Below are 13,906 nucleotides of genomic sequence, written 5' to 3' on the forward strand. Positions count from 1 at the left end.
AACGATGAATTAAGTATGCAGCCAAGGGAAAGGTTGCACCGTCACAGTATTACCCGCTGCTACATTACCACTGTCTTTATCTAATACGATAAAGCAATTGGCACGGCTAAGCTGCTTGATTCTATGCGACTGCTGACTTGAGAAACACTCAACTTGATAACTGCCTGCTTCACCTTGCGTTAATACCCCGCGTTGGAAGTCTTTGCGACCGACTGATTTTCTAATGTCGTTGGTGAGGGTGGCCTTGACGTTCAGTTGCATAGGTTGCTCTGACAAACTAGCACCTGACATCTGCCATAATGCTGGAATCACAAACTGTAGCGTACCAACGACCGTGGATAACGGATTACCGGGTAAGCCAAAGTACAATACTGGCTTATCAACGTTTTTTGTTAGTTCGCCAAACACGAAAGGTTTGCCGGGCTTCATCGCTACTTTATAATGGTTAATCTGCCCAAGCTGCTCAATCACTGTGGTCAAAAAATCATAATCACCCACCGATACGCCAGCAGTAGAAATCAGTACGTCACAGTCTTGCATGGCTTGATTGACAGCAGAAGTCGTCTTGTCCAAATCATCAGGAATGATGCCGTAATCACGAATGGTAATCGGCAAGTCTGTCAGCAAGGTTTTAAGGGTTGGGGTATTGGAATTATATATTTGCGCCAAGCTTGTGAGCTCATCGCCAATAGCGACGAGCTCATCACCGGTCGCGAGCACCCCTACAATAAGTGGTTCAAACACCTTCATTTGGCTAATGCCTAAATTGGCAAGTAAGCTAATGTCAGCAGGATTAATACGTTTGCCTACTTTTAAGACCGCTTCTCCCGATTCTATCTCTTCGCCTTGTCGACGAATATTGCTATCGATTCGAGCGGTTTGTGTGAGCGTTATAGCATAAGGTTGAGATTTATCCAGCGTGTCTTTTATTTCCGCAAAGTTCGTATTCTCTTGCATGATGACGGTATCACAGCTATCTGGCACGACCGCGCCTGTGAAAATTCGTACGCCTTGTCCTGCTGCTAATTCGCCAGTGTAAGCACTGCCCGCTTGTGACTCACCAATGATTTCAATAGTGCTGTCTGTCAATATCGCGCTGCCTTGCGCTATGGCATAGCCATCCATCGCAGAGAGATTTTGTCTTGGCACATCAAAAAGTGATTTGATATCTTGCGCCAGTATTTGATTGCGGCTGTCCAGTAGCTTGCAAGTATCGACTGCTCTTTGTTTTAGGGAAAAGTCGTTATTGTTATATTTTTCTACGCGCAGCTTTATCGCTGACTGCAACTCTTCCATGGTAATCATAAGGATTTACTCTTTTTATTTATAGTAGTGGGACAATAGGTTAAAAACTAGAAGGCAAAAAGATTTCAACGATGCAAGCATGCTCTTGGTCTGTTTTTCTTATCATTGCTAGATCAACTATAATTAGTTCAAGATACGGAAATTACACTTACTATAACGTGCTACGGATATAAGTTTTTCTAGCTTGCTGTGCCTACGCAGACAGAGACTGCGAAAAACTTATATCCGTAGCACTATATTACTTTTAAATTAAATCGACTCTATCCAGCCATCTCTGTGCTCTAGCATGAGCGAGTTGCTCAGGCGTGTCAATATCATAGCTGAGCTGATGGTTATCAACGCTACTGATTTGGATAACGGGCAGCCCCCTTATCAAGTGACGTAACCCTTTATCCCCTGTTAACGATACTTGCCATCGTTTTAGCAACTCGTAATCAATCGATAAAGGCAGTCCAACGACATCTTTTTTAAAGGTTTCAGTAGCGGTTGTTTCATCTAAATCTTGCCCATTGCTCCAATTTCCCAAACTACTATAGCTACTGGCAACCACTATCTGCGCGCCTGCCAGCAAGGTTAGCAAATGCTCTTCATCTAGCAGTACTTGATCAATCCCCATTATCAAAACACGATTAATAAGACTGTCGTCAAGATTAACTAATGCCTCAATACCTAAATATAAACTATGCGCCATCCCTGTTTCGGGTGTTGGGTTCGTAACCGTGTGGATAATGGAATGCTGAGTAGCTAACTCGGTAATCGCACTGGCTATTAATGGATTATCTTCAGGAATAACAATGATAATGGCTTGCGGCTGAGTCACTAAGGCAATCTTGGTCATATAGCAGATTAATGGCTCACCATCCTTGCTGAGGAGTTGCTTCGCTTGACCCAAACGCTGGCTTAATCCACTTGCCAAAATAATAGTGGCATGGTTTTGAGTCATCATGCGTGGCTCATCATAGCTACATCGCTATTTGCTAAATCTACACATTTAGCTGGCGATGCTTGATTATGCATGACCGCATTTATTTGCGCCATGATACCCAGAGCTAAAGCTTCGGGGCCATCGCCACCTAACTTATAGCCGATAGGATAATGTAATTTGTTTATACCAACAGATAAACTCGCAGGATTGACGTTAGTAGCACTAATTTCTTCAATTAAACGTTCGGTACGATAGCGCGGGCCTAATTGTCCAAGGTATTTATAATGATTGGCATGCGCTAGTAATACAGCAAGGCGAGCGCGATCTTGACTAAGGCTATGCGACATCAAAGCGACGGCAGCATTATCGCTAAGTTTGAGTAGAGTATCGGTATCTTCTAACCCTAGCGTCATCACTTCATCTGCTTGCGGAAAACGCATACGCGTAGCATATTGCGCGCGACTGTCCACGACGGTGACATGCCAATCTTGCAATTTTGCCATCGTGACTAGCGGCATAACATCATTGCCTGCCCCGCAAATCAACAACCGGATTTGTGGCTCTAGTCGTTGTATCAACCACTCTGTCGCTAAATTAACGTTGTCATCATGGTCATCATTCTTCACAACGACGTATTCGGCATTTTTATCACCAAGCTCATACTGTGCTAAATATTCAACCGTATTGATAAATGTATTTGAAACATCAGACCCGGCTTGATTTAAGCTGTTATTAGTGCCAATGCCATTAGCGCCTATAGTCATAATTTGTCCTGACTCGGTATAATCATCTAAATTAACGCGCATACCGATTTGCAGTTCAGGATTTGAATTTTGGCGATTAGTAGAACGAATTAATGTTGCTATTGTAAATGGCTGCTGAGTGTGTCGAACTTGACTAATGGTATCTAACAACGGCGTCGCAGTCGTTAAGCGCTCAAACAAAACATGTACCCGTCCATTACATCCTAAGCCAAAATTCAACTCGTCTAAATCAAGATCTGGCTCATCATGGAAATCAACATTTAAAAAATCGTCTCTGGACGTCTCTTCTTTAGCAGCTTCCTTTGCTTCGCCATTTTCAGTGTATTCAATATCATCGCCCGTTTGATAAACTTGCACGTTAGCGCCATTACGAGTAAGCCAAAAGGCACGTTTGATAATATGCGGCTCAAGGCAGCCACCACTAATCATCCCGACCGAGTGTCCATCTGCGCATATAAGCATCATCGCGCCAGCACGGCGATATGCTGAACCTTCAGTACGAACCACCGTTGCCAGTACAGCATCAACGTTTTGTTGCTGAGCCTCGCGTGCCAGCTTAAGAATGTCAGCGATTTGATTCATAACGCCTCTTGTTTTGCTTATGTTATAACTTGCTTATGTTATAAACAGTTAGGTTGTAAAAACCCGCTAACTAAGCGGGTTTCTTTAATGCAAAAACTTCTATTAAAACGACACTCGTATTTAAAATTACTCTGGCATCTCAGCGAGCAGTTTATCAAGCGTAATCGGAAAGTCATAAACTCTGACGCCAACTGCATTATAAACAGCATTCGCAATGGCAGCAGCCGCACCGGAAATTGCTGTTTCGCCGATACCTTTAATGTGCATTGGATTGGTATAGGGATCGTCTTCTTCTACCAAAATAACATCGAGCTGCGGTACATCTGCATTGACAGGGACATGGTATTCAGCAAGGTCATGGTTGCATAGGCGACCGTCACGCTTGTCATGGATTACCTCCTCCATCAAAGCAGAACCAATACCAAATATCATACCGCCATAGCACTGCGAGGTAGCCGTTTTATGGTTTAAGATACGCCCTGCTGCGAATGCACCAGTCATACGTTTGACGCGAATCTCACCAGTGACTCTATGTACAGCAACTTCAGCGAAGTTGGCACCATACGAGGATTGGCGGTATTTCTTACCATTTTTACCGGGTTTGATTTGACCTTTGGCACTGACTTTTTGATCTTCGTATTTAGCGATGATATCTGCCAAGGCATAAGATTGAGAATTGTTAAAATCATATTCTTCCGTCTTAGCTTTTGAAATTGGTAAGCCAGTTTTTTCAGCCACTTTATCTGCTAAGTCCGTTGCCTTTTCTGTTAGTCCAGAAAGCTTATCCGTCAAGCCCGGTACTTTTTTAACCAAACCTGCAGCTTTTCCCTTACCCAGTTCGAGCGCAGCTTCGAGAGCAATTTCTGTCACGCTAGGATCATGCTCACCTGTTTGCTTGATTTGGCCGTTATCTAACTGGATGGTATCAGGATAAAGACCTACCTTATCTGCAATCATCTCACGCAACTGCTCACAGGCTAGATAAACGCTACTACCTGAACTAGCAGCACCCCAACTACCACCCGAACCTGATGCAGCTGGTAAATCACTATCGCCTAACTTCATCTCAATATGGTCAATAGGCAGCCCTAACAGATCCGCAGCGACTTGGGAGAATACCGTATAAGAGCCGGTACCAATGTCGGTCATATCAGTCTCGATAATGGCTTTTACGCCAAGCGCTTTTGAGCTATCTATCTGCAAGGTTGCACGTGCTTCAGAAGGCTGTAATTGGTTACCACGAGCAGAAGCTGCCATGCCTGTGCCTATCCACCAATCTCCCTCTAACTGACTGGCAGGTTTGGCATTACGTTGATCCCAGCCGAACTGCTCAGCGCCTTGTTCCATACAAGCAAGGAGCTTACGCGATGAGAACGGAATGTCCTGACTGGGGTCTTTTTCAGGTTCGTTACGGCGGCGCAGCTCAATAGGATCAATATCCAACTGCGAGGCCAGCTCATCCATCGCACATTCGACTGCAATCATACCAACAGCCTCGCCCGGCGCACGCATCGAGCCTGATAATACTTGGTTCATATCTACTTGTTGGTAGTTTACTCGGCGGTTCTCACCACGATATAAATACTGGGTAGACAATGCCGTCGGCTCAAAAAACCCTTCTTCAGGTAAATTGCTAGTCACCGTATCGTGAATCATGGTATTGATAAGACCGTTTTCATCGCAGCCAATAGCGATACGCTGACGGGTGTTTGAACGCCTTACCGTCGCTTCCATCACTTGTGGGCGAGTCATAGTAATCAGCACTGGACGACCAAGCTCTTTTGCTGCAATCGCTGCTGCAATTGACTCTGGAGCGATGCCCAGTTTGCTGCCAAAACCACCACCGACATAATAAGCAATCAGTTGCACTTGATCTTTCTTTAAGTCTAAAGCGTCCATTACTTGCTGTTTGCAAGACGCCAACATCTGGTTAGAGGTGTACATAATGAGCTTATCATCTTCCCAATGTGCCAATGTCGCATGCGGTTCCATAGCTGAGCTGTTTTGGCTTGGGGTATGATAGAGGCGATCAACGGTCACCGCAGCATCAGCCAGTCCTTGCTCCGGATCACCCTGTTCAGAATTTTTATCTGAGCCTTCTTGTTCATTAACATCATGAGCATTGGGCAGCTCTTTGGTAAAGTCGACAGCGGCTTTGTCAGTTTCGTCTTTATAGGTCACTTTGATAGCATTTGCGCCTTCTGTTGCCGCCTCAAAAGTTTCTGCAATCACGACAGCTATGGGTTGACCATGATAAAACACTTCACTCACACCTTGAGTAGGTGCTTTTGTTGCCCCGCCTTGCTGAGCATTACGTAAAAAATGCTTAGGATCGGTCACCACTTTGATGATACCGGGAATATCCTCTACAGAGCTACTGTCAATATTCTCCACTTCACCCTTAGCAATGGTTGCCCCAACCAAGACGCCATACACTTGGTTTTCTAGATGAATCTCTGCTGAATAAGGCGCTTGACCACTGACCTTTAATGAGCCATCAACGCGATTAATGGGTTTACCAACCAGTTTGCTTGCCGTTTTGTCAAATAAGGTTTCGACAGGCTTATCCATGGTCATTTTTTTGGTCGATTCTGCTGGAAGTACTGAGTCCAATAATGACATGATTATGCTCCCTTGCCCGCTAATGCGCGCTGAATAACTTGTTTTAATAAGCGACGTGTCAGTGGTATTTTGAAATCGTTTTGACCACTACCCTTGGCATCTTTTAATAATAAATCCGCCGCCTGCGTAATAACATCATCATTGCCATCGGTGTCAGTCAATAATGCTTCGACTGCCTCATTGCGCCATGGCTGAGTACCGATACCGCCAAATGCTAAGCGAACCGTGTCCAAATTACCGCTATCATCAACGTCTATTACCGCTGCACAAGAGACTAAAGCAAACGCGTAAGAGGCACGGTCACGCACTTTGTCATAAGTGTGCATACCTTTGATAGGCGCTGGCAAAATGACATGAGTAATAAGCTCGCCTGACTCTAAAACGTTTTCGATATGCGGCGTATCTTTTGGCAAACAATAAAAATCTTTGACCTCAATCTTGCGAGTTGAACCGTCCGCTTTAACCGTTTCAATGGTGGCATCGAGCAAACGCATCGCTACTGCCATATCGGATGGATGCTGAGCGATACAAGCGTCGCTCGTACCTAAAATCGCCAAAGTGCGATTCTCACCACCGATAGCGGGGCAACCTGAACCCGGATTACGCTTGTTACAGGCGCTGTCCGTCTGATAGAAGTAGTAGCAACGCGTACGCTGTAAGAAATTACCACCAGTCGAGGCTTTGTTACGTAGCTGTCCAGTCGCCCCTGCCAATATGGCACGAGACAATACCGGATAATTTGCAATGACATCAGGATGGGCAGCCAAATCACTATTGCTGACCAGCGTACCGATACGCAGTCCGCCGTCATTAGTCGTTTCTATCTGCTGTAATTCTAAGCGCGTCACATCAACCAGTTTAGTTGGCGTTTCAATCTCTAGCTTCATTAAATCTAAGAGGTTGGTACCGCCTGCGATAAATGAGGCTTCTTTAGGAGTAGCAAACATAACCGCTTGCTGCGGTTCAAGGGCACGAATATATTCAAAGCGTTTCATGAGCGGCCTCCTGATGTGCTATTGGCAGTCTTATTATTCGACGACTTGTTACCTAGCTGCGCCTCACTTGGCGGCGGCGACCAAATACCAGTTACTTCTGAGCCTTGTACTGAATTACTTACAGACGTTGTAGATTTGTCGGCTATTTGGCGCTCTAATACTTGAGAGATGGCTTTAATAATATTGGGATAAGCGGAACAGCGACAAATGTTGCCACTCATACGCTCAGCGATTTCTTGTACTAACAGCCCATCAGGATTTTGCAGGTCAATAGTAACGTGGCTTGGCCAGTTTTGTTTGACCTCTTCTATCAGTGCCGTCGCTGAACAAATCTGCCCAGGGGTACAGTAACCACACTGAAACGCATCATGATCTTTAAAGGCTTGCTGCAACTCAGATAACGACTCAGGCAATCCAATCCCCTCAATCGTCGTAATCTCATCGCCATCGTGCATGACCGCTAGCGTCAGACATGAATTCACGCGCTCGCCATTAATGAGGATGGTACAGGCACCACATTGACCGTGGTCACAGCCTTTTTTGGGTCCAGTGATTTGTAAATGTTGGCGGCAGACATCGAGCAATGTCGTGCGCGAATCGAGATTATCAAGCTGATAATCCTGCTTATTAATCGTTAACGTCAAAGTAGACATGCTGGCTTCTCGCTGGCGGATGATGATAGTTTCCAGATGAGATATTGCTATTCATCCATCTATTCAATATTAATTAACGTTCTGTTAACTATTAAAATATTAAAAAGTATTGAGGTTATTTTTCCTTAGTTGTTCTTAGCTTATAAATCTTTAGTAACTTTTTATTGGCAGCTTCCTATTCCTTTACAGTCTCTTATCAACGGAGACAAATCAGCCTATCAATACGATGAAAATCGACTCAAATAATCCGTTATTTGGTCAACTGTCAAGCTACTGTCAGGTATTAAATACAGCCTAACATCATAATTAACATAGAAAAATAAGCTCAAAACAAGCTATACATTAATATGCTTGGCACAGCTTAGGATATTGTTTTTTTGTAGTAGATAGGAAAAAAATGTTAACGCTCAAGAAAATCTGCCTCTTTCTCATTTGCGCTTACTGAACTAAAATTCCAACTGGCTTAATTTCACTTTTCATCTTAATTCAACCTTTTATATAGTCATTTTATATAGTCATTAACTTATAACGACCAATCTAAAATTTCACTGTTAATAAGATAAATTTCCTATTGTCATCAAACTGTCATCAAAGCTTGGCAAACTACGACACATCTCAAAGGAAGTACATTTTGCACTGTTGTCAAACTTTAGGAGTCTTACATGCGTTATTCGTTATTAGCAGTCGCCGTTAGTTGCACTTTAGTACTTACAGCTTGTAATAAATCAACCGACACCGCAGAGTCAGCTGCTGATAGTAGTAGCGCCGTAACCAGCACAGAAACAACTAACAAAACAACCTCCTCGTCAGCAACCGATTTTAAATCTGCTGAAAACATCGCTATGAATATCACCGGTGCAGGCGCTTCGTTCCCGCAACCTATCTATGCCAAATGGTCTTATGACTACAATGCCGCGACTGGTGGTCAAGTGAATTACCAATCAATCGGCTCCTCAGGCGGCATCAAACAAATTCAATCAAAAACGGTAGACTTTGGCGCTTCTGATGCACCGATGACACCTGAAGAGTTGGATGCAGCAGGACTTATTCAGTTTCCGACCGTTATCGGTGGCGTAGTACCGATTGTAAACATCGATGGCATAGAGCCAGGCCAGTTAAAATTGGACGGCACAACGTTAGCAGATATCTATCTGGGTAAGATTAGCAACTGGAATGACCCAGCAATTAAAGCTATGAATCCGGACTTAACGCTTCCTGACGCTGCTATTACTACCGTGTTCCGCTCGGACGGTTCAGGCACGACTTTTAACTTTACCGATTATCTGGCCAAGGTTTCAACTGACTGGAAAGACAGCGTTGGTGTTGATAAAACAGTCAAGTGGCCAACCTCTAGCACTGGTGCTGGCGGTAAAGGTAACGAGGGCGTATCAAGTTACGTCAATCGTATGAAAAACTCTATCGGCTACGTTGAGTACGCTTACGCTAAGCAAAACAATATGTCACATGCTGCATTGAAAAATGCGGCTGGCAACTTCGTGCAGCCATCTGCTGAGACCTTTGCAGCGGCAGGTGATATTGACTGGTCACAGCAAGCAGGCTTTTATAAAGTCATCACCAACTCTGAGACTGAACAGGCATGGCCAATCGCAGCAGCGACCTTTATCTTAGTGCATAAGCAGCCAGAGAACCCGCAGCAAGTGGCTGGCGTGTTGAACTTCTTCGATTGGGCTTACACTCAAGGCGATGATAGTGCCATGGCGCTTGATTATGTTCCTTTCTCTGATACCGCCGTTGCGCTCTTTAAAGCGCAGTGGAATGAAGTCAAAGGCAGCGATGGTCAACCCGTCTACAAACCAGCTCAATAGTTTTTGAAAAACCAGTAATGATTCTCGAATTACCCTCTTAAACAATTATTCTCCGGTAGTTGTTTAAGAGGTTTTATCACAGTAAATTTATAAGTAGAGCCGATAATGCATATCGATAGCGCTACTTAATAAGATTTAGTTTGCTGTGATAAGACCTGATTAATCTTTTTGAATCTTTTGATTTAACCCTATTTAATGCTGAGACACTTATGAATGACCTAAGGTCCCAACTGGCTAAACAAAAACGTTACGACGCGCTATTCGTCAATGCAACCAAGGCTTTTGCCATCCTCGTTCTCTTATCATTGGGCGGCATTTTAGTCTCTCTAATCATTGGGGCTTGGCCGAGCATTCAAACATTTGGTCTCGGCTTTTATACCAGTAATAACTGGGATACGGTCGCCAATGAGTACGGTGCGTTAGCGCCTATATATGGCACGCTGGTCACTTCGTTTATCGCTATTTTAATCGCTGTGCCAGTCAGCTTTGGTATCGCGATATTTTTGACTGAGATGTGCCCAAACTTCTTAAAAAAGCCCCTCGGTATCGCTATTGAGCTGCTGGCAGGTATCCCCTCTATCATTTACGGTATGTGGGGTTTGTTTGTATTTGCGCCCTTTTTTGGCGATCACATTCAGCCGTGGTTTATTGAACACGTCGGTCCACTGCCTATCATCGGTAAGCTGTTTACGGGTGCGCCAATGGGACTGGGCATGTTTACCGCTTCACTGGTGCTTGCCATTATGATTATTCCTTTTATCGCGGCCACCATGCGTGATGTCTTTTCCGTCGTGCCAGACCTACTTAAAGAATCGGCTTACGGCATGGGTGCGACGACTTGGGAAGTCATGTTTAAGATTATCTTGCCCTATACCAAAGCTGGCGTCGTTGGTGGCGTCATCTTAGGACTGGGTCGTGCCCTTGGCGAGACCATGGCAGTGACCTTCCTTATCGGCAATGCCTTTAATATCAGTCCAAGTTTATTTACTTCTGGGGTTACCATTACCTCAGCCCTTGCCAATGAATTTGCAGAAGCCTCTAGTGAGCTACATCTGGCGTCGTTGTTACATTTAGGCTTAATCCTATTTGTCATCACTTTCATTGTGCTGTCACTGGCTAAGCTCATGCTGATGCGCATGGATCATAAAGCAGGCAATCGATAGTAGCTCGATTACTTCGGTAAATTTTGATGGTTATTGGTATTGATAAGAATATGGGAAATGAGTGTTATGCCTACTGATGCTATGAATTCAGCGTTACCTGCTAAGAGCAACTTTGAAGGTCGTTATAACAAGCGCCTTTATAACAAACGGCGCTGGGCCAATAAGCTTGGTTTAGGCTTCGCGATGTCAGCGATGTTTTTTGGCTTATTTTGGTTGTTTTGGATTTTATTTACGCTCTTCGTTGAAGGTTTCCAAGGTATAGTGCAAATGCCTATTTTTACCGCCGACACCCCACCTCCTATGAGTGCAGGCGGTTTACGCAACGCCATTGTCGGTTCAGTCATGTTGGCGTTTTCAGGATTGTTTATCGGCGCGCCTATTGGCCTGATGACAGGGATTTATTTATCTGAGTTCTCTCAGGGCAGCATGCTTGGCAAAGTGACGCGCTTCTTAAACGATATTTTGCTCTCTGCACCATCGATTGTCATTGGTCTCTTTATTTATGCATTGATGGTAAAAGGCCAAAGCTTTTCTGGTTGGGCAGGCGCACTGGCATTGGCACTAATTGTCATTCCTGTAGTCGTGCGTACGACTGAAAACATGCTTAATTTAGTGCCAAATAACATTCGTGAAGCTGCTTATGCACTGGGTACACCGAAGTGGAAGATGGTAACGCAAGTCACTATTAAAGCGGCTCGAGCGGGTCTGACGACTGGTGTATTACTGGCCTTTGCCAGAATCACCGGTGAGACGGCGCCGTTACTATTTACGGCATTGAATAACCAATACTTTAGTACCGATATGAGCCAGCCAATTGCTAACTTGCCTAACACTATTTATCAGTTTGCAATGAGCCCTTATGACAATTGGCATGCACTCGCATGGGCGGCGGCATTGCTTATTACTGCTTCGGTATTGGTATTAAATGTCTTGGCAAGATTCATTGGCAGTCGAGGTCAAACCAAATAGCAGTCAGAGTAAATAAAGCCTGCCGCCAAATCACTTTACATATAGCATTTACTTAAATTTATATTCATTAAGCTAGGTTGGATAACATTATGAATAACGTCATAAGCAAAATCCGTACAACAACTAATACTAGTAACTTTAATACGCCAAAAGGTAATCTATTAAATAGACCGATGTCGACAGCAGCGCAAATGCAGCAGCCAGATGCGTCAAACTTAAACAAGCAAACACTGCATGATATTCCTAAAAATATGCCTGCAGCCAAAATGCAGATTCGTGATTTAAGCTTTTATTATGGTGATTTTCAGGCACTAAAAAACATCAATATCGATATTCCTGATAAAAAAGTCACCGCCTTTATCGGTCCGTCAGGTTGCGGAAAATCGACCCTGCTACGTACTTTTAATCGTATGTATGATTTATATCCAGGTATGCGTGCAGAAGGCAATATCAACCTTGATGGCAAAAACATCTTAGGCAAAGACGTCGATGTAAACCTGCTACGCGCGCAAGTCGGTATGGTCTTTCAGAAGCCAACTCCGTTCCCAATGTCCATCTATGACAATGTCGCCTTTGGTGTGCGCCTCTATGAAAAGTTAAGCAAAGCTGAGCTGGATAATCGCGTGGAATGGGCGCTAAAAAAATCGGCATTGTGGCCAGAAGTGAAAGACAAGCTAAAAGCGTCAGGCTTGTCTTTATCAGGTGGACAACAGCAACGACTGTGTATCGCCCGTAGTGTCGCTACCAAACCTGAAGTACTGTTGCTCGATGAGCCAACCTCCGCATTGGATCCACTCTCAACTGGTGCGATTGAAGATCTGATTGAAGACTTAAAAAACGACTACACCATCGCCATCGTCACGCATAACATGCAACAGGCGGCGCGAGTGTCAGACTATACGGTCTATATGTATTTAGGCGATATGATTGAGATGGGCGAGACGGATCAAGTATTTACAACGCCTGTGCAAAAAGCGACGGAAGACTACATTACGGGTCGTTATGGCTAACGTTGAGCCTTGCATTAAAGTTCAGCAAATTAAAAATACTTACTAAAGTTAAAAATCTCTCTCTTTATAGTCGATTCATTTTAAAAAGATATATGTACTGCTGAGATAAAGTTTTCGAAGCCTCTGGAGTGCAAAGCGCACAGCAAGCGAGGAAAATTCATACCAGCAGCACACCATTACCAGTGCCCTTCTTTTGTGTTGAACTGACTAAACTAAAATATGAATATTCAGGGAATACCTCTCATGCAAAGCGACAAGCATATCTCTAAAAGTTTTGACCAAGATCTTGATGAAGCTATTCGCCTATTTTTATACATGGGAGATAGCGCAGCCAACCAAGTCGCTAAGGCTATCCATGCGCTTATCGATAAAGATGAGACGCTAGCGCAAGAAGTCATCGATATGGATTTTGATATCAATCGGATGGAAGTTGAGCTCGATGAGCATATCCTATTATTGGTCGCCAAACGCCAGCCAGCTGCCAGTGATTTACGCTTGGTCATGTCCATTAGTAAAGGTGTGGTTGATTTAGAGCGCATCGGCGATGAAGCGGTCAAAATTGCCCAAATGGCAAACAAGATTGCAGCACAAGGCAAGTCATCATATGGTTACGCTGAGGTCCAACATTTAAGCAATCAGGTTCGTCTCATGCTACATAATGCGCTAGAAGCTTTTAGCCAGTCCAATGCGGAGCAAGCGTTTGAAGTCATGCGTAATGATGGTTTGGTCAATGATGAATACCAATCGGCGATTCGCGCTTTGATGACTTATATCATGGAGGACTCGCGGCACGTCTCAAAGGTCATTAATATCATGTGGGTATTGCGTGCGCTTGAGCGTATTGGTGATCATGCACAGAACGTCGCTGAGCTAGTGATTAACTATATTAGTGGGCAAGATGTACGCCATTCGGACTATGCGCTGGTCGAAAAAGCCGTGCAAGAAGCCAATGATAGAATAGCGGCACGTCAAGTCAGTACAACATCAGCCACCATGTCGATAACTGACTTTGAATCGTCAAATAATGGCGAAGGCTGACAAAATAGACACAGCTTGTTGTAAGATATGCCTCGCATTGTTACCCTGATGAAT

Annotated in this window: 11 protein-coding genes; 5 read left to right on the forward strand and 6 right to left on the reverse strand. The window is 44.2% G+C overall.

The window, feature by feature from the left end:
* Positions 1–9 precede the first annotated feature (9 nt).
* From glp to AK823_RS10305, 6 genes are all read right to left on the reverse strand, one after another.
* A complete protein-coding gene (gene glp, locus AK823_RS10280; protein ID WP_068328902.1) occupies positions 10–1,305 on the reverse strand; it encodes a gephyrin-like molybdotransferase Glp in 1,296 nt (431 codons plus the stop codon).
* 244 nt (positions 1,306–1,549) lie between these two features.
* A complete protein-coding gene (locus tag AK823_RS10285; protein ID WP_068328904.1) occupies positions 1,550–2,251 on the reverse strand; it encodes a nucleotidyltransferase family protein in 702 nt (233 codons plus the stop codon).
* Positions 2,248–3,576: an XdhC/CoxI family protein gene (locus AK823_RS10290; protein WP_068328907.1), complete on the reverse strand. Its 1,329-nt coding sequence runs from the start codon at positions 3,574–3,576 to the stop codon at positions 2,248–2,250. The genes AK823_RS10285 and AK823_RS10290 overlap by 4 nt, the downstream gene beginning before the upstream one ends.
* Before the next feature lie 126 nt (positions 3,577–3,702).
* Positions 3,703–6,198, reverse strand: a complete 2,496-nt coding sequence (locus AK823_RS10295) for a xanthine dehydrogenase family protein molybdopterin-binding subunit (RefSeq protein WP_068328911.1) — start codon at positions 6,196–6,198, stop codon at positions 3,703–3,705.
* A 2-nt stretch (positions 6,199–6,200) separates the two neighbouring features.
* Entirely contained in the window at positions 6,201–7,193 is a 993-nt protein-coding gene (locus AK823_RS10300) for a xanthine dehydrogenase family protein subunit M (protein ID WP_068328914.1), read from the reverse strand.
* Positions 7,190–7,846 carry a 2Fe-2S iron-sulfur cluster-binding protein gene (locus tag AK823_RS10305; RefSeq protein ID WP_068328917.1) on the reverse strand — a complete coding sequence of 219 codons (657 nt, stop codon included), beginning with the start codon at positions 7,844–7,846 and terminating at the stop codon, positions 7,190–7,192. Before AK823_RS10305 ends, AK823_RS10300 begins: the two co-directional genes overlap by 4 nt.
* Positions 7,847–8,508: 662 nt before the next feature.
* On the opposite strand from AK823_RS10305, the gene pstS reads away from it, so the two are divergent.
* The 5 genes from pstS (at position 8,509) to phoU (ending at position 13,852) form a co-directional block, all read left to right on the forward strand.
* Positions 8,509–9,672: a phosphate ABC transporter substrate-binding protein PstS gene (pstS, locus tag AK823_RS10310; protein WP_068037152.1), complete on the forward strand. Its 1,164-nt coding sequence runs from the start codon at positions 8,509–8,511 to the stop codon at positions 9,670–9,672.
* 209 nt (positions 9,673–9,881) lie between these two features.
* On the forward strand, positions 9,882–10,835 hold the full coding sequence (gene pstC / locus AK823_RS10315; protein WP_068328928.1) for a phosphate ABC transporter permease subunit PstC: 954 nt from the start codon (positions 9,882–9,884) through the stop codon (positions 10,833–10,835).
* Between the two features lie 66 nt (positions 10,836–10,901).
* Positions 10,902–11,804, forward strand: coding sequence for a phosphate ABC transporter permease PstA (gene pstA, locus AK823_RS10320; RefSeq protein WP_343286412.1), 903 nt, complete (start codon positions 10,902–10,904; stop codon positions 11,802–11,804).
* A gap of 251 nt (positions 11,805–12,055) precedes the next feature.
* Complete coding sequence (gene pstB, locus AK823_RS10325; RefSeq protein WP_228138946.1) at positions 12,056–12,814, forward strand: phosphate ABC transporter ATP-binding protein PstB; 759 nt, start codon at positions 12,056–12,058, stop codon at positions 12,812–12,814.
* Between the two features lie 243 nt (positions 12,815–13,057).
* Entirely contained in the window at positions 13,058–13,852 is a 795-nt protein-coding gene (gene phoU, locus AK823_RS10330) for a phosphate signaling complex protein PhoU (RefSeq protein ID WP_068328941.1), read from the forward strand.
* Positions 13,853–13,906: the final 54 nt, after the last annotated feature.

The sequence above is a fragment of the Psychrobacter sp. P2G3 genome, from assembly GCF_001593285.1.
Lineage (GTDB): Bacteria > Pseudomonadota > Gammaproteobacteria > Pseudomonadales > Moraxellaceae > Psychrobacter.